The organism is Streptomyces halobius, assembly GCF_023277745.1.
GTDB classification, from domain to species: Bacteria; Actinomycetota; Actinomycetes; order Streptomycetales; family Streptomycetaceae; genus Streptomyces; species Streptomyces halobius.
This window is the reverse complement of record NZ_CP086322.1, coordinates 3,179,749-3,198,960: the sequence shown is the minus strand read 5'-3', so window position 1 is coordinate 3,198,960 and position 19,212 is coordinate 3,179,749. Positions and strand designations below refer to the sequence as shown.

Here is a 19,212-nt window from a genome sequence, read left to right as displayed (position 1 = left end):
AGCAGCTCAGCAGGTCCCACAAGGAGGGTGTTCCAGTGTCCCGCCGCAGAATCGGCTTCTGGTACCGCTTGGCAGCGGTCATCTGTAAACCGCCGCTCTTGGTTCTGTTCAAGCGGGACTGGCGCGGAATGGAGCACATTCCGGCTGACGGCGGATTTATCACCGTGGTCAACCACAACTCGTATCTCGATCCGCTCTCCTATGCCCACTATCAGTACAACACCGGGCGGGTCCCGCGATTCCTGGCGAAGGCCGGCCTCTTCAAAGGCGGCTTCGTCGGCATGATGATGCGCAACCTCGGACAGATCCCCGTCTACCGGGAAACCACCGACGCCGCCACCGCGTTCCGCGCCGCCGTCGCCGCGATCGACCGGGGCGAATGCGTCGCCTTCTACCCCGAGGGCACCCTCACCCGCGACCCCGAGTTGTGGCCCATGCAGGGCAAGACCGGTGCGGCACGGGTCGCATTGCTGACCATGGTCCCGGTCATTCCCGTCGCGCAATGGGGCGCCCATGACGTGATGCCGCCGTACGCCAAGGAGAAGAAGCTCCGGCTCTTCCCCCGCAAGACCCTGCGGGTACAGGCGGGACCGCCGGTCGACCTCAGCGAGTTCTACGGCAAGGAGCCGACCGCAGAGGTCCTGCGCGCCGTCACCGACAAGATCATGACCGCGGTCACCGAGCAGCTGGCCGAGCTCCGCGGCCAGCCCGCGCCGGCCGAACCGTTCGACTACCGCAAGGTCGTCGCCCAGGAGCGGCGCGCCGCCCGGGAGGCCGCGCGGGCGGCCGAGGACATCCCCGCCGCGCGGTCCCCCGCCGCCGCGGACGCCCCCGTGGCACCGGCCGCCGGTACGCAGCAGACCCGAAGCACCCAGCAGGCACAGGAGGATGAAAGCAAGTGACGCGCTGCGCCGTCTTCGGCACGGGGTCCTGGGGCACCGCATTCGCGATGGTGCTCGCCGACGCGGGATGCGAGGTGACCCTGTGGGCGCGCCGCGCGGCCCTCGCCGACGCCGTCAACACCGGCCACACCAACCCCGACTACCTGCCGGGTGTCGAGCTGCCCGCGTCCGTACGGGCCACCACCGACCCGGCGGAAGCGGCACGGGGCGCGGACTTCACCGTCCTCGCCATCCCCTCGCAGACGCTGCGCGCCAACCTCACCGAATGGGCGCCCCTGCTGGCCCCCGACACCGTCCTGGTCTCCCTGATGAAGGGCGTCGAACTGGGCACCGCCAAGCGGATGAGCGAGGTCGTCGAAGAGGTCGCCAAGGTCCCCGCAGAGCGCGTCGCGGTGCTGACCGGGCCCAACCTCGCCAAGGAGATCGCCGCCCGGCAGCCCGCCGCGGCCGTCGTCGCCTGCGCCGACGAGGCGGTCGCCCGGCGGCTGCAGACCGCCTGCCACACCCCGTACTTCCGCCCGTACACCAACACCGATGTGGTGGGCTGTGAGCTGGGCGGCGCGGTCAAGAACGTCATCGCGCTGGCGGTCGGCATCGCCACCGGCATGGGCCTGGGCGACAACGCCAAGGCGTCCCTGATCACCCGGGGACTCGCCGAGACCACCCGACTCGGCCTCGCCATGGGCGCCGACGCGCACACCTTCGCGGGCCTGGCCGGCATGGGCGACCTCGTCGCCACCTGCTCCTCGCCGCTGTCCCGCAACAGCACCTTCGGCACCAACCTCGGCCGCGGGATGACGCTGGCGGAGACCATCGCGGTCACCAAGCAGACCGCCGAGGGCGTCAAGTCCTGCGAGTCCGTGCTGGATCTGGCCCGCCGGCACGGCGTCGACATGCCGCTCACCGAGACGGTCGTGGAGATCGTCCACGAGGGCAAGCCGCCGATGCTGGCCCTCAAGGACCTGATGGCGCGCACCGCGAAGCCCGAGAGGCACTGAAGGGCCCGGAACGGGACGGACCGGTCCGGGACAGGACGAGGCCGTGGGGGCCGTACGGACCGGCACGGGAGACCGTGTGGACCGTGCGGAGCGGTGCGCGGCGGTACGGGAGCGGTTCCGGCCCCGGCACACCGCCGCGCGGCCCGTCACCCGCCCACCGCACCAGCGGCGACGCGGCGGTGACAGCGGCCGCCGCAAGCACTGACTCGGGGCCGGTCAGCAGGTACCCTCGACGCGATATGAGCAGCGAGACCCCCTCCCACAAGCCCCGCGTCGCCGTCGTGTTCGGCGGCCGCAGCTCCGAGCACGCCATCTCCGTGGTCACCGCCGGAGCCGTGCTGGCCGCCATCGACCGCGACAAGTACGACGTGCTGCCCATCGGCATCACGGCCGACGGACGCTGGGCGCTGACCGCCGACGACCCCGCGCGGATGGCCATCGCGGACCGACGGCTGCCCAACGTGGCCGAACTGGCCGAGAACACCGAGGGCGGCGTGCTGCTCCCGGTCGACCCGGTCAACCGCGAGGTCGTCTACAGCGAGCCGGGCTCGGTGCCCAAGGTGCTGGGCGAGGTCGATGTCGTCTTCCCCGTGCTGCACGGCCCGTACGGCGAGGACGGCACCCTCCAGGGCCTGCTGGAGCTCTCCGGCGTCCCCTACGTCGGCTCGGGCGTGCTCGCCTCCGCCGTCGGCCAGGACAAGGACTACATGAAGCGGGTGTTCGCCTCCTTCGGGCTGCCGGTCGGTCCGTACGCGGTGATCCGCCCCCGCGAGTGGGAGAACGACCCCGCGGCCGCCCGCAGGAAGATCGTGGACTTCGCCGCCGAGCACGGCTGGCCGCTGTTCGTGAAGCCCGCGCGGGCCGGCTCGTCCATGGGCATCACCAAGGTCGCCGACCTCGCCGGTCTGGACGAGGCCGTCGAGGAGGCCCGCCGCCACGACCCCAAGATCATCGTGGAGTCGCTGCTGAGCGGCCGCGAGATCGAGTGCGGGGTGCTGGAGTTCGAGGACGGCCCGCGGGCCAGCGTGCCGGCCGAGATCCCGCCGGTCACCGCGCACGACTTCTACGACTTCGAGGCCAAGTACATCGACTCCGCCGACGGGATCGTGCCCGCGCCGCTGACCGACGGGCAGACCGCCGAGGTCCAGGAGCTGGCCGTCGCCGCGTTCGAGGCGGCGTCCTGCGAGGGCCTGGTCCGGGCGGACTTCTTCCTGCAGGACAACGGCGAGTTCGTGATCAACGAGATCAACACGCTCCCCGGCTTCACGCCCATCTCGATGTACCCGCGGATGTGGCAGGAGACCGGAGTGAGCTACCCGGAGCTGATCGACCGGCTCATCCAGGCGGCGCTGCGCCGCTCGACGGGCCTGCGCTAGGCCGCCACCCGGCCGGGGCCGCACCCCCGGCCGGGCCTCAAACCCCTTCGGGAACGGTCTTCTTCACGGCGTCCGCGAGGTCGGTGAGCACATTGACCTCGGGCGCGTACTTCCCGGGAACCGTCACTTCGACATACGTCTTGCGCAGCGTCGTCGTGAAGCGGTAGCCGTCGTCCTGCTTCTCGACGAGCCATCGGACGCCGTTGACTACCGCGCCGTCCGCCCTGGGGTTGTAATGTTCACTCCCGGCCGTCAAAACGTCGGGCTTCGGCACCCCACAGCGCAGTTGCACGGCAGGATCGCCCCAGATGGCAGTGAAGTCGGAGACAGGTTCGGCGGTACCCCGCCGCAGTCCGTCCACGGTCCGCGGCAGCTCCTTGTGGAGCGCCCGGCAGTGCGATGCGGCTTCGCCCTTGGGGGAGGGCACGGCAACCTCGCCGGAAGAACAGCCCACCGCGGCGAACAGCACGGTGAGCACGGGCAGGGCCAGGTATCGACGGCGCGGAGAGATCACCCGGCCGAGCATACGGGGGAGCTAGAGATGGACGACCGGGCAGGTGAGCGTGCGCGTGATGCCTTCCACTTGCTGGACCCTCGCGACCACCATGCGCCCCAGCTCATCGACCGTGTCGGCCTGCGCGCGCACGATGACGTCGTAGGGACCGGTGACATCCTCGGCGGTCAGCACACCGTTGATCTTCGCAATCACCTCGGCTACGGCGGAGGCCTTGCCGACCTCGGTCTGGATCAGGATGTACGCCTGTACCACGGAACCTCCAGGGCGGCTACGAGGATCATGTGGGAAGAAGGGACGCCACGGTACCGCGTCACCGAGCGGAGCGGGGAGACCCGCGCGGTGAACTCGGCAAGTGCGGCGCAGTCGTCAGCCACGTACGGACCGTCCGTACACATGGGAAGGGCAACAGCATGAAGGGCACCGTCGGCGAGCTGGGGGAATTCGGGCTGATCCGGGAGCTCACCGCCCGCCTCACCACCACCCCGGCCGTACGGATCGGGCCGGGGGACGACGCCGCGGTGGTCACCGCGCCCGACCGGAGGGTCGTGGCCAGTACGGACATCCTCCTGGAAGGGCGGCACTTCCGCCGCGACTGGTCCACCGCGTACGACGTCGGCCGCAAGGCCGCCGCGCAGAATCTGGCCGATATCGCGGCGATGGGCGCGGTGCCCACCGCGATCCTGCTCGGCCTGGTGGTCCCCGCGGAACTCCCCGCGACCTGGCCGACCGAGCTGATGGACGGGCTGCGCGACGAGTGCCAGGTGGCCGGCGCCGCCGTCGTCGGCGGCGATGTCGTACGCGGCGACACCATCACCATCGCCATCACCGCGCTCGGCGATCTGCGCAACGCGGAGCCGGTCACCCGGGGCGGTGCCCAGCCCGGCGACGTGGTCGCGGTGACCGGCTGGCTGGGCTGGTCCGCCGCCGGGCACGCCGTCCTCTCCCGCGGCTTCCGCTCCCCGCGCGCCTTCGTGGAGGCGCACCGCCGCCCCGAACCGCCCTACCACGCGGGCCCGGCGGCCGCCGGACTCGGCGCCACCGCCATGACGGACGTCAGCGACGGGCTGGTCGCCGACCTCGGCCATATCGCCGAGGCCAGCAAGGTCCGTATCGATCTGCGGTCCGCCAAGATCGACATCCCCTCGCAGATGTCCGACATCGGCACCGCCGTCGGCGTGGACCCGATGCAGTGGGTGCTCAACGGCGGCGAGGACCATGCGATCGTCGCCACCTTCCCGCCGGATGTGAAGCTGCCCGCCCGGTGGAAGGTCATCGGCGAGGTGCTCAATCCCTCCGCGCTGCCCCAGGTGACGGTGGACGGCGCGTCCTGGGCGAAGGCCGGCTGGGACCACTTCGGGGACAACGGGGACGCCGAGTAGATTCGGCGCCATGCGCATACCTCCACGGGTGCTGACCGTCGCCGGCTCCGACTCCGGCGGCGGCGCGGGCATCCAGGCCGACCTGAAGACGATGCTGGCGCTCGGCACCCACGGCATGAGCGTGCTCACCGCCGTCACCGCGCAGAACTCGCTGGGCGTGCAGGGCGCGTGGGAGCTGCCCGCCGAGGCCGTACGGGCCCAGTTCCGCAGCGTCGTCGACGACATCGGCGTCCAGGCGGTGAAGACCGGGATGCTCTCCTCGCCCGAACTCGTCGAGACCGTCGCGGAACTGCTCGCCGGGCTGCGGGTGCCGGTCGTCGTCGACCCGGTCGGGGTCTCCAAGCACGGCGACGCGCTGCTCGCCGCCACCGCCCTGGACGCGGTCCGCACCAAGCTGCTGCCGACCGCCACCGTCGCCACCCCCAACCTGGACGAGGTCGCCCAGCTGACCGGCCTGCGCGTCGGGGACGAGGCCGCCATGCGCCGGGCGGCGGCCGCGATCCTGGACCTCGGACCGCGCTGGGCGCTCATCAAGGGCGGCCATCTGCCCGCCGGCCCCGGGGACGCGGGCGCGGACAGCGCCGTCGACCTGCTCACCGACGGCACCGAGGAACACTGGCTGCGCGCCCCCCGCCTCGACAACCGCCATACGCACGGCACCGGCTGCACCCTCGCCAGCGCCGTCGCCGCCCAGCTCGCCAAGGGGGACACCGTCCCGCGGGCGGTCGCGGCGGCGAAGGACTATGTCACCGGCGCCATCGCGGGCGGCTTCCGGCTGGGCGCGGGCATCGGGCCCGTGGACCATGGCTGGTGCCGACGCGGCTAGGGCTTACGGGAGGGGGCGCCCGTCGGCGTCCGGGAACGGCAAAAGCCGGCCCACCACTCGGTGGACCGGCTTCACCAGCAACCGGCCGGCTGCGCTACGGGTTAAGACGTCAGCGCGAGACCTTGCCGGCCTTGATGCACGAGGTGCAGGCGTTCAGCTTCTTCGGCGTGCGCCCGATCACTGCACGCACCGTCTGGATGTTGGGGTTCCAACGACGGTTGGTACGGCGATGCGAGTGCGAGACACTCTTGCCGAAGCCCGGCCCCTTGCCGCAGACGTCGCAGTTGGCAGCCACGGGTCACTCCAAAGACTTCAGATGCACTTACGGTGAAATCCCGACGAGCCGAGTGCATTGACCGCCGGCGCCGCCAGGAGAGGAATGGCCCGATTTCCATCGGGCAACCGGAGCAGCATACAACGGCCGCTCCCGTAGAACGAAACTACCACGCGCCCTCCGGGCCCCGCCCCGGCCTCCCCGACCGTGCGCGGCTACTGTGCGGGTGCATCCCGTTAACCAGGAGGACGACGTGCCGTATCCGCTCGACGCCGTGGCGGTGCGCGCATGGTGCGGGCTGGCCCTGGAGGCGCTCGGCCGGGAACGCGAGCGGATCGACGCGATCAACGTCTACCCGGTACCCGACGGTGACACCGGCACCAACCTCTATCTGACGGTGGAATCCGCCACCCGCGCCGTCGAGGCCGCCTTCGACGGGCACGCCTCCACCGGCACCGCACCCGGACTCGCCGACGCCATGGGGGCCATGGCGCACGGTGCCCTCATCGGGGCCCGCGGCAATTCCGGCACGATCCTGGCGCAGCTGCTGCGCGGGATGACGGAGGTGCTGACGGCCGCGGCGGCGGGCGGCGCCGAGGAGCCGGGCGCCGCCGTACTGCGGCGGGCGCTGCGCCGGGCCGCGGCATCGACGTACGAGGCGGTGGCGCACCCGGTGGAGGGCACCGTCCTGACGGTCGCGACCGCCGCCGCGGAGGCCGCGGAGCGGGCCGGCGGCGAAGCCTCCGAGGTGGCGCGGGCCGCCCACGAGGGTGCCCGTATCGCCCTGCAGGCGACTCCCGGGCAGCTCGCGGTCCTCGGCCGGGCGGGTGTGGTGGATGCCGGTGGCTGCGGGGTCGTCGCGCTGCTGGGTGCGCTCGCGGACGCGCTGTCCGGGGAGGTTTCCGCGGCGCCCGTCGTCGTACGGGCCGAGGCGGCGCCCCTGGAGGCGGCGGGCTGCGAGGCGGTGGCCCCGGGGGAGACGGGCGGCTGCGGGGACCCGCACGGGGACGGGCCGGCCTTCGAGGTGATCTACCTCCTGGAGGCCGACGACGACGGCGTGGCGGGCCTGCGGACCCGGCTCGACGGGCTCGGCGACTCCCTGGTGGTGGTCGGCGGCGACGGTCTGTGGAACGTCCATGTCCATGTCGACGACGCCGGAGCCGCCGTCGAGGCGGGCATCGAGGCCGGCCGCCCGTACCGGATCGCCATCACGCACTTCGGCGCCACCCGTACGAAGGAGCGGGAGCCGGCGGATCGGGCCGTCGTCGCCGTGGTGCCGGGCGACGGGCTCGCCGGGCTGTGCACGGAGGCGGGCGCGACCGTGGTGTCCGTACGTCCCGGGGAGCCGCCCGCCAGCGGCGAACTGGTGCAGGCGATCCGGCAGGCGCACGCCCGGGAGGTGATGCTGCTGCCCAACGACCCGGAGCTGCGGCACACCGCGGCCGCCGCCGCGGAGCAGGCCCGTACCGAGGGCGTACGGGTCGCGCTGATCCCCACCCGCTCCGCCGTGCAGGGCATGGCGGCGCTGGCGGTGCACGAGCCGGGCCGCAGCTTCGACGAGGACGTGGTCGCGATGACCTCGGCCGCGGGCGCCACCCGCTATGCCGAGCTGGCGGTGGCGGAGCGGCAGTCGTGGACGATGGCCGGGGTCTGCCAGGCCGGGGACGTCCTCGGCCTGATCGACGGCGATGTCGCGGTGATCGGCTCCGAGCTGGCCGGCACCGCGATGACCGTGCTCGACCGGATGCTTTCGGCGGGCGGGGAACTGGTCACGCTCGTTCTCGGCGCGGAGGTTCCGGAATCCCTCGGTGACCGGCTGGAGCGGCATGTGCGCGAGCGGTATCTCGCCGTGGACACGGTCGTCTACGAGGGCGGTCCGTACGCGGCGCCGCTGCTGATCGGCGTCGAATAGGGCCGCAAGGCCCGCTGGGGGAAAGCCCGAAGCCTGTGCGACGGCGGCGCGGAAAGCGGTGATTCTGGCCGTTGTCAGTGGCGTGGTGTGCAATGGACGACGTGGCAGCGCTCGACGAACCTCTGAAGAAAATCCTCGGCGGCACCACCGCGAAGGTGCTGGCAGAGCATCTCGGCCTGCATACGGTCGGCGATCTGTTGCACCACTACCCCCGGCGCTATGCCGAGCGCGGCGAGCTCACCCGCCTCGCCGATCTGCCCCTGGACGAACATGTCACGGTCGTCGCCCAGGTCGAGGACGCCCGCGTACTGAAGTTCAACGGCGGCAGAGGACAGCGGCTGGAGGTCACCCTCACCGACGGCAGCGGCCGCCTCCGGCTGGTCTTCTTCGGCAAGGGCATCCACAAACCGCACAAGGAGCTGCTGCCGGGCCGCCGCGCGATGTTCGCCGGCAAGGTCTCCGTGTTCAACCGCAAACTCCAGCTCGCCCACCCCGAGTACGAGCTGCTCGACCGGGACGCCGACAGCGGCGCCGTGGACGCCTTCGCCAACCAGCTGCTGCCGATCTACCCGGCCTGCCAGCAGATGGCCTCCTGGAAGATCGCCAAGGCGGTCGACGCGGTGCTGCCCAGCGCGCAGGACGCCGTCGACCCGCTGCCGGTCGCCCTGTGCGAGGACCGCGGCCTGGTCCCGCTCACCGAGGCGCTGCTGAAGATCCACCGGCCGGGCAGCAAGGCCGATATCGCCGACGCGCGCGCCCGGCTGAAGTGGGACGAGGCGTTCGTCCTCCAGGTCGCGCTCGCCCGGCGCCGTCTCGCCGAGACCCAACTCCCCGCCGTGCCACGGCAATTGGTCAAGGGCGGCATTCTCGACGACTTCGACTCCAGGCTGCCCTTCTCGCTCACCGAGGGGCAGCGCAAGGTCAGCAAGGAGATCTTCGACGACCTGGCGACGGCGCACCCCATGCACCGCCTCCTCCAGGGCGAGGTCGGCTCGGGCAAGGCGCAGCCGCTGGACGCGCTGGTGCTCACCCCGTGCGGCTTCCGGCCCATGGGGGAGATGGCCGTCGGCACCCAAGTGGTGGTGCCGACCGGCGAGATCGCCGTGGTGGACGGCGTCTTTCCGCAGGGCGAGCGGGAGGTGTGGCGGCTGGTCCTGTCGGACGGGAGCGCCGTCGAGTGCGACGACGAGCATCTGTGGATCGTCGGGGCCGACGGCGCGGGGGAGCGGGTGCTGTCCACCCGCGAGCTGCGCGCCGATCCGCGCACCGCCGATAGCCGGCCCAAGTGGTCCATCGCCCCGGCCACCCCGGTGGACCTCGACGGGGGCGAGGACCGGCCGCTCGATCCGTATGAGCGGGGCAGGGCGCTGGCCCACGACGGGCGCCGGGTCCCGGACGCCTATCGGAACGCACCGGTCAAGGACCGGCTGGCCCTGGTGCAGGGCCTGATGGACGCGGGCGGTGAGTTCTCCGGCCACGGCGCGGCGTTCCGCGGGGCCACCGCCGCGCTCGCCGATGACCTCGGCTGGCTGGTGCGCTCCCTGGGCGGCAGCGTCCGCCCGGTCCCCGCGGCCGGATCGCGCGGCGGGTACGACGTCGCCGTGGCACTGCCGGACGGGTACCCGCTCTCCCGGGTGACGGACGCGCCCCCCGGGCGGCCCCTGGGCGACGCCCGCTTCCGGCGCACCGTCCAGGCCATCGAGTACGTCGGCCGCAAGCCCGTCCAGTGCATCAGCGTCGCGCACCCGGACCGCGCCTATGTGACCGACCACTTCACGGTCACGCACAACACCATGGTCGCGCTGCGCGCCATGCTCGGCGTCGTGGACGGCGGCGGCCAGACCGCGATGCTCGCGCCGACCGAGGTCCTCGCCCAGCAGCACCACCGCTCGATCACCGAGATGATGGGGGAGCTGGCCCATCATCACAGCGACGCGAAGCGTCTCGACCCAAGGGCGGTGGTGGGCGACGGGCGGACGTTGGGCGTCGCCGAGCACGGCACGAAGGTGGTGCTGCTGACCGGCTCCATGGGCGTCGCCGCCCGCCGTCAGGCGCTGCTCGACCTGGTCACCGGCGAGGCCGGCATCGTCATCGGCACCCACGCCCTGATCGAGGACGAGGTGCGGTTCCGCGACCTCGGCCTGGTCGTCGTCGACGAACAGCACCGCTTCGGCGTCGAGCAGCGGGACGCGCTGCGCGGCAAGGGCCACTCCCAGGGGGAGATGCAGACACCGCATCTCCTGGTGATGACGGCGACACCCATTCCGCGCACGGTGGCCATGACGGTCTTCGGCGATCTGGAGACCTCCGTCCTGGACCAACTCCCCGCCGGGCGTTCGCCGATCGCCAGCCATGTGGTGCCCGCCAAGGACAAGCCGCACTTCCTGGCGCGGACCTGGGACCGGGTCCGCGAAGAGGTCGAGGCGGGGCACCAGGCGTATGTGGTGTGCCCCCGGATCGGCGACGACGAGGAGGAGGCATCCAAGGGGACCAAGAAGGGCGCGGGCGCCAAGAGCGCGGCGGCCAAGGCGAGTTCACCGGAGGACGTGGCGGAGAAGCGCCCGCCGCTCGCGGTGCTCGACGTCGCCGAGCAGCTCACCGGGGGACCGCTCGCCGGCCTGCGGGTGGCGGTGCTGCACGGCCGGATGGCCCCGGACGACAAGGACGACGTGATGCGCCGGTTCGCCGCCGGTGAGCTGGACGTCCTGGTCGCGACGACGGTCATCGAGGTCGGTGTGAACGTCCCGAACGCCACCGTCATGGTGATCATGGACGCGGACCACTTCGGCGTCTCCCAGCTGCACCAGCTGCGCGGCCGGGTGGGCCGGGGTTCGGCGCCCGGCCTGTGCCTGCTGGTCAGCGATATGCCGGAGGGCAGCCCGGCCCGTGCCCGGCTCGCCGCGGTGGCCGCCACCCTGGACGGCTTCGAGCTCTCCCGTATCGATCTGGAGCAGCGGCGCGAGGGCGATGTCCTGGGGCAGGCGCAGTCCGGCGTCCGGTCGTCGCTGCGGATGCTCACGGTCATCGACGACGAGGAGGTGATCGCGGCGGCCCGCGAGGAGGCCACCGCACTGGTCGCCGCCGACCCCGAGCTGACCGGCTGCCCGGAGCTGCGGATCGCGCTCGCCGCCCTGCTGGACGACGAACGGGAGCAGTATCTGGAGAAAGGCTGACAAAGGCCGAGAAGGGAAGAGCAAGGGCTGAGAAAGGCCGGGGCCAGGGGCCGAGGGGTCCCCCGCGCCGGCGCGCCGCCCGCCCCGTGAGATCGATCACCCCGCTCCCGCGGCCGCCGGGCACTCCGCCGGGCCCCCACCCCGACCTGACGGAATATCGTGGGAGAGCGGAGCCACCCGGCTCCCACCGCTCACCACCGACCACGCGCCCACCATCGACCACGCACAACGTAAGGACGGGCCCATGACCCGCGTGATCGCCGGTACCGCCGGCGGCCGCCGCCTGGCCGTACCACCGGGAAACGGCACCCGCCCGACCTCCGATCGGGCCCGCGAGGGCCTGTTCTCCACCTGGGAGTCGCTCGAAGGCACCCTGAGCGGTGCCCGGGTGCTCGATCTGTACGGCGGCTCCGGCGCCGTCGGCCTGGAGGCCCTCTCCCGGGGCGCCGCGCATGTCCTGCTGGTCGAGGCCGACGCCCGCGCCGCCCGCACCATCCGCGAGAACGTCCGGACGCTGGGCCTGCCCGGCGCCGAGGTGAGGGTCGGCAAGGCCGAGCAGACCGCCGCGGGCCCGGCCCAGGGCGAGCCCTACGACATCGTGTTCCTGGACCCGCCGTACGACATGTCCGACGCGGATCTCCGCGAGATCCTGCTCACACTCCGTGGTCAGGGGTGGCTAGCGGAGGACGCACTCGTCACCGTGGAGCGCAGCAGCAGAGGCGGCACGTTTCCATGGCCGGACGGTTTCGAAGCGATCAAGGCCCGTCGCTACGGCGAAGGGACGCTTTGGTACGGTCGCGCCGCTTCGACGTCCGCCGCACCGACGTCAACAAGCGTGTCATGACCGGATCGGAGAGCGAGGAACCGAAGTTGCGCCGCGCCGTCTGTCCGGGGTCGTTCGACCCCATCACCAATGGGCACCTGGACATCATCGCCCGTGCCTCCAAGCTGTACGACGTGGTCCATGTCGCCGTGATGATCAACCAGTCCAAGAAGGGGCTGTTCACGGTCGACGAGCGGATGGACCTGATCCGCCGGGCCACCGCCGAGTACGGCAACGTCGAGGTGGAGTCCTTCCACGGCCTGCTCGTCGACTTCTGCAAGCAGCGGGACATCCCCGCGATCGTCAAGGGCCTGCGCGCCGTCAGCGACTTCGACTACGAGCTGCAGATGGCCCAGATGAACAACGGCCTGTCCGGGGTGGAGACCCTCTTCGTCCCCACCAACCCCACCTACAGCTTCCTGTCCTCCAGCCTCGTGAAGGAGGTCGCGGCCTGGGGCGGCGATGTCGCCCATCTGGTCCCGCCGATCGTCCTCGATGCCCTCACCGAGCGCCTCAAGGAGCAGCAGTGACACGGCACATGAGGCGCTGATCCGATGCCGGGCTGACGCGACGTCAGTCAGGTGTCGGGCCGGGGGCCGGTGGCCGTACAGTCGTCCCGTTCCGTCGTTCCTTCCCTTCAGAGAGTGGCGAGTCCAAGGTGGACGTGCAGAAGAAGCTCGACGACATCGTCGACACCGTCGGCAACGCCCGGTCCATGCCCATGTCGGCCTCCTGCGTGGTCAACCGCACCGAGCTGCTGGCCATGCTGGAAGAGGTGCGCGCGGCGCTGCCCGGCTCCCTCGCGCAGGCGCGGGAGCTGCTCGGCGGCCGGGAGCGGATGGTCGAGGAGGCGCGGGCCGAGGCGGAGCGGATCATCGAGTCCGCGCACGCCCAGCGTGGCTCGCTGATCTCCGACACCGAGGTCGCCCGGCAGTCCCAGGACGAGGCCGACCGGATTCTCGCGGAGGCCCGCCGGGAGGCGGCGGAGATCCGCGCCGAGGCCGACGACTACGTCGACAGCAAGCTCGCCAACTTCGAGGTCGTCCTCACCAAGACCATCGGATCCGTCGACCGCGGCCGCGAGAAGCTGCTCGGCCAGGGGCCCGGACTCGACGAATACGGCCAGGCGGATGCCGAGGCCCCGGAGCGCAGCGCCGACCCGGAGACCCTCACGCAGCGCGCCGACGCCTATGTGGACGCCAAGTTCGGCGCGTTCCAGGCCGTGCTGGCCAAAACGCTCGAAGCGGTCGGCCGGGGCCGCGACAAGCTCCAGGGCGCGCGGGCGACCGATGAGCTCGGTGCCCACCTGGCGACGCAGAGTGGCCCGCAGGCCGGGCAGCCGCAGGCCGACGCCGAATATCTCGCCGAGCTGGCGGGCATCGGCGCCGACCAGGCCCCACAGCCGTCCCAGGTCGCCCAGGCGCAACCCCAGCCCCAGGAGCACCAGCAGTACCAGGGCGACCAGCAGCTCCAGCCCCAGGCCCAGCAGCTCCAGCAGGGCTACTACCAGGATCCGGCCGCCTACCAGCAGCAGGATGTCTACGGCTATCAGCAGCCCCAGCAGGATCCGTACCTCCAGCAGCAGGATCCGTACGGCTATGGCTGGCAGCAGCCCCAGCAGCAGGGCTACGACCCCCATGCCGGCTATCTTCCCCAGCAGCAGGTGCCCCAGCAGGCTCCGCAGGATCACGGTGCCCAGCCCGGCGCACTCGACGAGACCAGCCTCTTCGACACCAGCATGATCAACCTGGACCAGCTCCGGCAGTACGAAGAGGGACGCCGGCAGTAAGCCGGCCGGCAGCCACCGGCGGGAAGACGCCGGTGAACAGGGTGCCCGGCCGCGGGCGGATTGGGCCTATCGAGGCCCGTCCAGTATCCTGACTGTTCGGTCGTGTGCACGTCCGCGATCTCTGCTGCCCATCCGCCGTTCCGGTTCCGGGCAGCCCGCAAACCAGCAGTACAGAAAGCAGGAAGCCATCAACGCCCGCCTCGACCACCGCTCCCCGCTCGTGTTCGACACACGCGAGCTGGGCCGTCGTCCCGGTGCGCTCAAGCGGCTCTCCCGCACTGTCGAGGCCCCCCGGGACCTCGGCAACGAGGTCATCGGAGCGCCTGAGGGCGCGCCGGTCGAGCTCGACCTCCGCCTGGAATCGGTCATGGACGGGGTGCTTGTCACAGGCACCGCCCGTGCGACCGTGAAGGGGGAGTGCGTAAGGTGTCTGGAGCCGCTGGAGCGAGAGCTCGAAGCGGACTTCCAGGAGCTGTTCGCCTACCCCGACGCCGATGCCCACGTCCACGACAAGGACGCCGGCGAGGACGTCGAGGACGAGGAGGACACCCTCTACATCGAGGACGACATGTTCGACCTCGAACCCGTGCTGCGTGACACGGTGGTGCTCGCACTGCCGATGCAGCCGGTGTGCCAGGACGACTGCCCTGGTCTGTGCTCCGAATGCGGAGTGCGGCTGGCGGACGAACCGGACCACCACCACGACGCCGTCGACATCCGTTGGGCGGCACTGCAGGGACTCGCCGAGACCATCAAGGACGGCGAGAAGGACAACATGGGCGGCGCCGAAGCGGGCGTCGACGAGAAGCAGGAGAAGTAGCCGTGGCTGTTCCGAAGCGGAAGATGTCGCGCAGCAACACGCGCCACCGCCGGTCGCAGTGGAAGGCTGCGGTCCCCACCCTGGTGGCGTGCGAGCGCTGCCACGAGCCGAAGCAGCAGCACATCGCGTGCCCCGCTTGCGGCACTTACAACAAGCGCCAGGTCCTCGAAGTCTGAGCGGCTGGTGACAGGCTCTATGTCAGACGCCAATTCGGCTCCCCGCAGTCGCGGGAGTGAACCGACTCCGGCGGACACGGCCTCGTCCCACACGCTTCTGGAAGGGCGGCTCGGGTACAAACTTGAGTCCGCCCTTCTGGTACGTGCGCTGACGCACCGCTCGTACGCGTACGAGAACGGCGGTCTGCCCACCAACGAGCGGCTCGAATTCCTCGGGGACTCGGTGCTCGGCCTGGTGGTCACGGACACGCTGTACCGCGTCCACCCCGACCTGCCGGAAGGCCAGCTGGCCAAACTGCGGGCCGCGGTGGTCAACTCGCGTGCGCTCGCCGAGGTGGGCCGCGGCCTGGACCTCGGCGCCTTCATCCGCCTCGGCAGGGGCGAAGAGGGTACGGGCGGCCGGGACAAGGCATCGATCCTCGCCGACACCCTGGAAGCGGTGATCGGCGCGGTCTATCTCGACCAGGGCCTCGACGCGGCCGCCGAGCTGGTGCACCGGCTCTTCGACCCGCTCATCGAGAAGTCCTCCAGCCTGGGCGCGGGCCTGGACTGGAAGACGAGCCTCCAGGAACTCACCGCGACCGAAGGTCTCGGTGTCCCGGAGTACCTGGTCAGCGAGACCGGCCCCGACCACGAGAAGATCTTTACTGCTGCCGCCCGCGTCGGTGGTGTCTCGTACGGCACCGGCACCGGCCGCAGCAAGAAGGAAGCCGAGCAGCAGGCGGCGGAGTCCGCGTGGCGTGCGATCCGCGCCGCGGCGGACGAGGCGGCCAAGGCCGACGCGGCGGGTTCCGGCGACGCCGGGATGCCCGCCGCCGAGGATCAGGCTCCGGCTTCCGGCGACACCACGTCGTCGGCACACTGAACCACCCCGCTGACCCTGTCCGGACGGCCCCGCGGTCGTCCGGACAGGGTCAGCGGCCTTTCCGAGCCCCGGGCCCCGCGCGGGCCCCGCGTCCCGAGGAGCCGTCGTGCCCGAGCTGCCCGAGGTCGAGGTCGTACGCCGTGGACTGGAACGCTGGGTAAGCGGCCGTACCGTCGACGCGGTCGAGGTCCTGCATCCGCGCGCGATCCGCCGGCACGCCGCAGGAGCGGCCGATTTCGCGGCCCGGCTCAAGGGGCTGCGGATAGGCACGGCCCGCCGCCGCGGCAAATACCTCTGGCTCCCGGTGACCGGCGGCGGCCCGGCGGCCCAGACCGCCGCCGAGGGCATCGCCCCCATCGTCACGCCGTCCGTCACCCACGGCCTGTCGATCCTCGCCCACCTCGGCATGAGCGGCCAGCTGCTGGTCCAGCCGAAGGACGCCCCCGACGAAAAGCACCTGCGCATCCGGATCCGCTTCGCCGACGCGCTCGACACCGAGCTCCGCTTCGTCGACCAGCGCACCTTCGGCGGCCTCTCCGTGCACGACACCGTCCCCGGCGACCCCGACCAGCTGCCCGACGTCATCGCGCACATCGCCCGCGACCCGCTGGACCCGGCCTTCGACGACGCCGCCTTCCACGACGCGCTGCGCCGCCGCCGGACCACCATCAAGCGGGCGCTGCTCGACCAGTCGTTGATCAGCGGCGTCGGCAATATCTACGCCGACGAGGCGCTGTGGCGCGGCAAGCTCCACTACGACCGCCCGACCGCCACCTTCACCCGCCCCCGCACCGCCGAGCTGCTCGGCCACGTACGGGACGTGATGAACGCGGCGCTGGCCGTCGGCGGCACCAGCTTCGACAGCCTGTACGTCAACGTGAACGGCGAATCCGGGTACTTCGAGCGCTCCCTGGACGCCTACGGCCGCGAGGACGAGCCCTGCCGCCGCTGCGGCACCCCCATCCGCCGCCGCTCCTGGATGAACCGCTCCAGCTACTTCTGCCCCCGCTGCCAGCGCCCGCCACGGCCGGCCCGGACCGGCTGAGGGCGTCACCACCGCGGCCGTCGGACGGCGTCCGGGGCGTCCGTACGGACGGGGCGGCCCCCGCCCCTGCCCGTCGGCCCGCGCCGCGCTCAGCGGTGTTCGGGCTCCGGCCCGCTCAGAAGCCGAAGTCCTGCGTCCACCACGGGCCGCCCGAGCCGAAGTGCACGCCGACGCCCATGGTCTTGTAGTCGCAGTTGAGGATGTTGGCGCGGTGGCCGGGGCTGTTCATCCAGGTGTCCATCACGGACTGGGCGTTGGCCTGGCCCCGGGCTATGTTCTCGCCGCCCAGGTCGGTGATGCCCAGGTCACGGGCGCGGTCCCAGGGCGTGTCGCCGTCCGGGTCGGTGTGGCCGAAGAAGTCGCGCGCGGCCATGTCGTCACTGAACTGCTGCGCCAGCCCGGCCAGTTCCTTGTCCGCGGTCACCGGAGAGCACCCGGCCTGGGCGCGCTCCTGATTGACCAGGGACAGCACCTGGGCCTCGGCGGACGTCCCGGCGTCCGGGGTCTTCGACGGTGTCGCGGAGGGCTCCGGCGTCGCGGAGGCCGTCCGGCCGGGGCTCTTCGCCGGGGCGGGCGAACCGGATTCCCGGCTGGGGGACTGGCTGGGCCGGTGCGGCGAGGGGGAGGTCGAGGGGGCCGCGGCCGAGGACGGGCGGTCGGTCTCCGGGGCCTTCGGACGGGCACTGCCGCGGCTCGCCGCCTCGGTGCCGCGGTCCACCGGCGTCGCCGACTCGCTGCCCTGTCCCGTCGCGTCCGGCAGCGCGTCGGCACGCACCCGGTCGCCACCTTCGCCGTTCCCGCCCGCCTCGAACCGGCCATGGCCCGGGATCAGCCCGGACGCGACCGCCACCGCACCCATCGCCACGGCCGCGGAGGCGCCGAGCAGTCCGGTACGGAGCGGTGCCGTCCGGCGGCCGCGCGCCGCGCGATGGGCGCCGTGCCGCGCCGGGGGGCGTGCGCCGGACGAGACGGAGGAGAGGGGCGAGGCAGGTGCGGTCGGCGGGGCCACGTCAGCGGGCGCCGCCCCTCGGGATCCAGGCGCTTGGGGAGCAGAGCGTCGATGGCGGCCCATCCGCTGTCTTCCTTCCCCCGGTGCAAGCACCGGGTCCGCTGGAGCGGCTTCCGCCGCATAGCCTTCTGGCGGCAACATGATTCACCCATACGAGTGAGTCTCGCTGTCGGGGGACTGTACGCCATGGCGCGCGGGGCCGAGGTGTTTGCCGGGCAATTGGCCGGTTAGCGTGCACACATGAACGAAGATGTCCGGGTGACCGCGTGGGTGCGCGGTCAGGTCCAAGGTGTCGGGTTCCGCTGGTTCACCCGCGCCAACGCCCTGCGTATCGGTGAACTCGCCGGGTTCGCGGTCAATCTCGGCGACGGCCGCGTCCAAGTGGTCGCCGAGGGGCCGAAGGACCGCTGCGAGCAGCTGCTGGAATGGCTGCGTACCGGAGACACGCCCGGGCGGGTCGATGGAGTAACGGGGATCTGGGACACCCCGCGCGGTGGATACGACGGCTTCGAGATCCGCTGAGAAGGCCGCGACACCAGCCGTACGGCCGTCAAGAACGATCTCGGGGGTATGCCTTTGTCAGCTGCTTACGGGAGATAAGCGCTGGTGGTTGCCAACTCGGCCGACCCGTGCAAGGCTGCCGCTGTACGGATGATCTCCAACACCCCGCGGGACCTTTCTGGGGAGTCGGGTGCAGCGCTCGCACGGCCGCGCGCTCCCAGGTGCCGAGGATACGGGGTGTGATCGTGTTGACCCTCAAACCGTTTGGTGAGACTCTGGAATCCCCGCGCACCTTAGCTGTTTGGCATTGAAGACACCTAGTAATGACAAGCACCGCGGGTGCGAATCCCTCACGACCCACACCGCTTCGGTCGGTCACTCAGTGTGGAGGACCATCCATCATGGCAAAGGCGCTTCTCGGTTACGTCGGCGGCTCCGACCCCCGAGTCCTCTCCGAGATGCGACGGCTTCAGCAGCGCGTGCAGGACCTGGAATCCGAGCTGATCCGGATGCAGGCCGAAAACGACATGCTGTCCGCTGCCGCACGTCGAGACGACTCGATGCTGGACATCGACGTACCCCAGGCGGAGCCCGCGCTCACCTGACCCGCACCCCTGGGCCGGGCGGGCTTTTCGCCAGCCGCTTGAGGCATCGCCCTCAAGATCTGCAGTTCTCGTCAAGATCTGCAAGGGACGCTTCGGCGTCCCTTCGTCGTTTCTGGTTCCCGCCGTTTCCCGCTCCCCGCCGCTTCCCGGTCCGCCGCTTTTCGGTCGCTTCCCCGCCGTCTCGATTCCCGCTCGACTTCTGTCCGGGGTCCGTCCTTACCG

The 19,212-nt window shown here is 71.5% G+C and carries 21 protein-coding genes; 17 read left to right on the top strand and 4 right to left on the bottom strand.

The window, feature by feature from the left end; genetic code table 11:
* Nucleotides 1-35 precede the first annotated feature (35 nt).
* From K9S39_RS14590 to K9S39_RS14575, 4 genes are read left to right on the top strand one after another with little or no spacing between them, the layout of a single operon-like run.
* Nucleotides 36-902: a lysophospholipid acyltransferase family protein gene (locus K9S39_RS14590; protein ID WP_248863771.1), complete on the top strand. Its 867-nt coding sequence runs from the start codon at nucleotides 36-38 to the stop codon at nucleotides 900-902.
* The gene (locus tag K9S39_RS14585) at nucleotides 899-1,900 is read left to right on the top strand and encodes an NAD(P)H-dependent glycerol-3-phosphate dehydrogenase (protein ID WP_248863770.1); all 1,002 of its coding nucleotides are present in this window, start codon (nucleotides 899-901) and stop codon (nucleotides 1,898-1,900) included. The genes K9S39_RS14590 and K9S39_RS14585 overlap by 4 nt, the downstream gene beginning before the upstream one ends.
* A 43-nt stretch (nucleotides 1,901-1,943) precedes the next feature.
* Nucleotides 1,944-2,105 carry a hypothetical protein gene (locus K9S39_RS14580; RefSeq protein WP_248863769.1) on the top strand — a complete coding sequence of 54 codons (162 nt, stop codon included), beginning with the start codon at nucleotides 1,944-1,946 and terminating at the stop codon, nucleotides 2,103-2,105.
* Between the two features lie 34 nt (nucleotides 2,106-2,139).
* Nucleotides 2,140-3,276 (top strand): D-alanine--D-alanine ligase family protein, encoded by a 1,137-nt coding sequence (locus K9S39_RS14575; RefSeq protein WP_248863768.1) that lies wholly within the window; start codon nucleotides 2,140-2,142, stop codon nucleotides 3,274-3,276.
* Between the two features lie 37 nt (nucleotides 3,277-3,313).
* On the opposite strand, the gene K9S39_RS14570 is transcribed toward K9S39_RS14575, so the two are convergent.
* A complete protein-coding gene (locus K9S39_RS14570; protein WP_248863767.1) occupies nucleotides 3,314-3,802 on the bottom strand; it encodes a DUF3515 domain-containing protein in 489 nt (162 codons plus the stop codon).
* Between the two features lie 9 nt (nucleotides 3,803-3,811).
* Nucleotides 3,812-4,045, bottom strand: a complete 234-nt coding sequence (locus tag K9S39_RS14565; RefSeq protein ID WP_248863766.1) for an Lrp/AsnC ligand binding domain-containing protein — start codon at nucleotides 4,043-4,045, stop codon at nucleotides 3,812-3,814.
* Between the two features lie 158 nt (nucleotides 4,046-4,203).
* On the opposite strand from K9S39_RS14565, the gene K9S39_RS14560 reads away from it, so the two are divergent.
* Nucleotides 4,204-5,172: a thiamine-phosphate kinase gene (locus tag K9S39_RS14560; protein ID WP_248863765.1), complete on the top strand. Its 969-nt coding sequence runs from the start codon at nucleotides 4,204-4,206 to the stop codon at nucleotides 5,170-5,172.
* Nucleotides 5,173-5,182: 10 nt separating this feature from the next.
* A complete protein-coding gene (thiD, locus tag K9S39_RS14555) occupies nucleotides 5,183-5,998 on the top strand; it encodes a bifunctional hydroxymethylpyrimidine kinase/phosphomethylpyrimidine kinase (RefSeq protein ID WP_248863764.1) in 816 nt (271 codons plus the stop codon).
* Nucleotides 5,999-6,107: 109 nt separating this feature from the next.
* Here thiD and rpmB read toward each other — a convergent pair whose 3' ends face one another.
* Nucleotides 6,108-6,293 (bottom strand): 50S ribosomal protein L28, encoded by a 186-nt coding sequence (gene rpmB, locus K9S39_RS14550; RefSeq protein ID WP_006602870.1) that lies wholly within the window; start codon nucleotides 6,291-6,293, stop codon nucleotides 6,108-6,110.
* 232 nt (nucleotides 6,294-6,525) lie between these two features.
* Here rpmB and K9S39_RS14545 point away from each other — a divergent pair, with 232 nt between their 5' ends.
* The 9 genes from K9S39_RS14545 (at nucleotide 6,526) to mutM (ending at nucleotide 16,875) form a co-directional block, all read left to right on the top strand.
* The gene (locus K9S39_RS14545; RefSeq protein ID WP_248863763.1) at nucleotides 6,526-8,184 is read left to right on the top strand and encodes a DAK2 domain-containing protein; all 1,659 of its coding nucleotides are present in this window, start codon (nucleotides 6,526-6,528) and stop codon (nucleotides 8,182-8,184) included.
* 92 nt (nucleotides 8,185-8,276) lie between these two features.
* Nucleotides 8,277-11,357 carry a helicase-related protein gene (locus K9S39_RS14540; protein WP_248863762.1) on the top strand — a complete coding sequence of 1,027 codons (3,081 nt, stop codon included), beginning with the start codon at nucleotides 8,277-8,279 and terminating at the stop codon, nucleotides 11,355-11,357.
* 244 nt (nucleotides 11,358-11,601) lie between these two features.
* Nucleotides 11,602-12,201 (top strand): 16S rRNA (guanine(966)-N(2))-methyltransferase RsmD, encoded by a 600-nt coding sequence (gene rsmD / locus K9S39_RS14535; RefSeq protein ID WP_248863761.1) that lies wholly within the window; start codon nucleotides 11,602-11,604, stop codon nucleotides 12,199-12,201.
* A gap of 26 nt (nucleotides 12,202-12,227) precedes the next feature.
* Nucleotides 12,228-12,710 (top strand): pantetheine-phosphate adenylyltransferase, encoded by a 483-nt coding sequence (gene coaD / locus K9S39_RS14530; RefSeq protein ID WP_248868754.1) that lies wholly within the window; start codon nucleotides 12,228-12,230, stop codon nucleotides 12,708-12,710.
* Nucleotides 12,711-12,838: 128 nt separating this feature from the next.
* Nucleotides 12,839-13,969 carry a cell division initiation protein gene (locus K9S39_RS14525; RefSeq protein WP_248863760.1) on the top strand — a complete coding sequence of 377 codons (1,131 nt, stop codon included), beginning with the start codon at nucleotides 12,839-12,841 and terminating at the stop codon, nucleotides 13,967-13,969.
* A 187-nt stretch (nucleotides 13,970-14,156) separates the two neighbouring features.
* Entirely contained in the window at nucleotides 14,157-14,789 is a 633-nt protein-coding gene (locus K9S39_RS14520) for a YceD family protein (RefSeq protein WP_248868752.1), read from the top strand.
* A 2-nt stretch (nucleotides 14,790-14,791) separates the two neighbouring features.
* Nucleotides 14,792-14,965: a 50S ribosomal protein L32 gene (gene rpmF, locus K9S39_RS14515; protein WP_028802425.1), complete on the top strand. Its 174-nt coding sequence runs from the start codon at nucleotides 14,792-14,794 to the stop codon at nucleotides 14,963-14,965.
* A 19-nt stretch (nucleotides 14,966-14,984) separates the two neighbouring features.
* Entirely contained in the window at nucleotides 14,985-15,830 is an 846-nt protein-coding gene (gene rnc / locus K9S39_RS14510; protein WP_248863759.1) for a ribonuclease III, read from the top strand.
* Between the two features lie 106 nt (nucleotides 15,831-15,936).
* Complete coding sequence (gene mutM, locus K9S39_RS14505; RefSeq protein WP_248863758.1) at nucleotides 15,937-16,875, top strand: bifunctional DNA-formamidopyrimidine glycosylase/DNA-(apurinic or apyrimidinic site) lyase; 939 nt, start codon at nucleotides 15,937-15,939, stop codon at nucleotides 16,873-16,875.
* 115 nt (nucleotides 16,876-16,990) lie between these two features.
* On the opposite strand, the gene K9S39_RS14500 is transcribed toward mutM, so the two are convergent.
* Nucleotides 16,991-17,947, bottom strand: a complete 957-nt coding sequence (locus K9S39_RS14500) for a CAP domain-containing protein (RefSeq protein ID WP_248863757.1) — start codon at nucleotides 17,945-17,947, stop codon at nucleotides 16,991-16,993.
* 177 nt (nucleotides 17,948-18,124) lie between these two features.
* Between K9S39_RS14500 and K9S39_RS14495 the strand changes: the two genes are divergently transcribed.
* Both K9S39_RS14495 and K9S39_RS14490 read left to right on the top strand, forming a co-directional pair.
* Complete coding sequence (locus tag K9S39_RS14495) at nucleotides 18,125-18,406, top strand: acylphosphatase (RefSeq protein ID WP_248863756.1); 282 nt, start codon at nucleotides 18,125-18,127, stop codon at nucleotides 18,404-18,406.
* A gap of 380 nt (nucleotides 18,407-18,786) precedes the next feature.
* Nucleotides 18,787-18,990, top strand: a complete 204-nt coding sequence (locus tag K9S39_RS14490; protein WP_006602857.1) for a hypothetical protein — start codon at nucleotides 18,787-18,789, stop codon at nucleotides 18,988-18,990.
* Nucleotides 18,991-19,212: the final 222 nt, after the last annotated feature.

Coding starts and splice junctions, on each gene's coding strand:
- K9S39_RS14575 (WP_248863768.1), top strand. CDS start 2,140: ATGAGCAGCGAGACCCCCTCCCACAAGCCCCGCGTCGCCGTCGTGTTC.
- K9S39_RS14570 (WP_248863767.1), bottom strand. CDS start 3,802: ATGCTCGGCCGGGTGATCTCTCCGCGCCGTCGATACCTGGCCCTGCCC.
- K9S39_RS14560 (WP_248863765.1), top strand. CDS start 4,204: ATGAAGGGCACCGTCGGCGAGCTGGGGGAATTCGGGCTGATCCGGGAG.
- thiD (WP_248863764.1), top strand. CDS start 5,183: ATGCGCATACCTCCACGGGTGCTGACCGTCGCCGGCTCCGACTCCGGC.
- K9S39_RS14540 (WP_248863762.1), top strand. CDS start 8,277: ATGGACGACGTGGCAGCGCTCGACGAACCTCTGAAGAAAATCCTCGGC.
- rsmD (WP_248863761.1), top strand. CDS start 11,602: ATGACCCGCGTGATCGCCGGTACCGCCGGCGGCCGCCGCCTGGCCGTA.
- rnc (WP_248863759.1), top strand. CDS start 14,985: ATGTCAGACGCCAATTCGGCTCCCCGCAGTCGCGGGAGTGAACCGACT.
- K9S39_RS14500 (WP_248863757.1), bottom strand. CDS start 17,947: ATGGGCCGCCATCGACGCTCTGCTCCCCAAGCGCCTGGATCCCGAGGG.
- K9S39_RS14495 (WP_248863756.1), top strand. CDS start 18,125: ATGAACGAAGATGTCCGGGTGACCGCGTGGGTGCGCGGTCAGGTCCAA.
- K9S39_RS14490 (WP_006602857.1), top strand. CDS start 18,787: ATGGCAAAGGCGCTTCTCGGTTACGTCGGCGGCTCCGACCCCCGAGTC.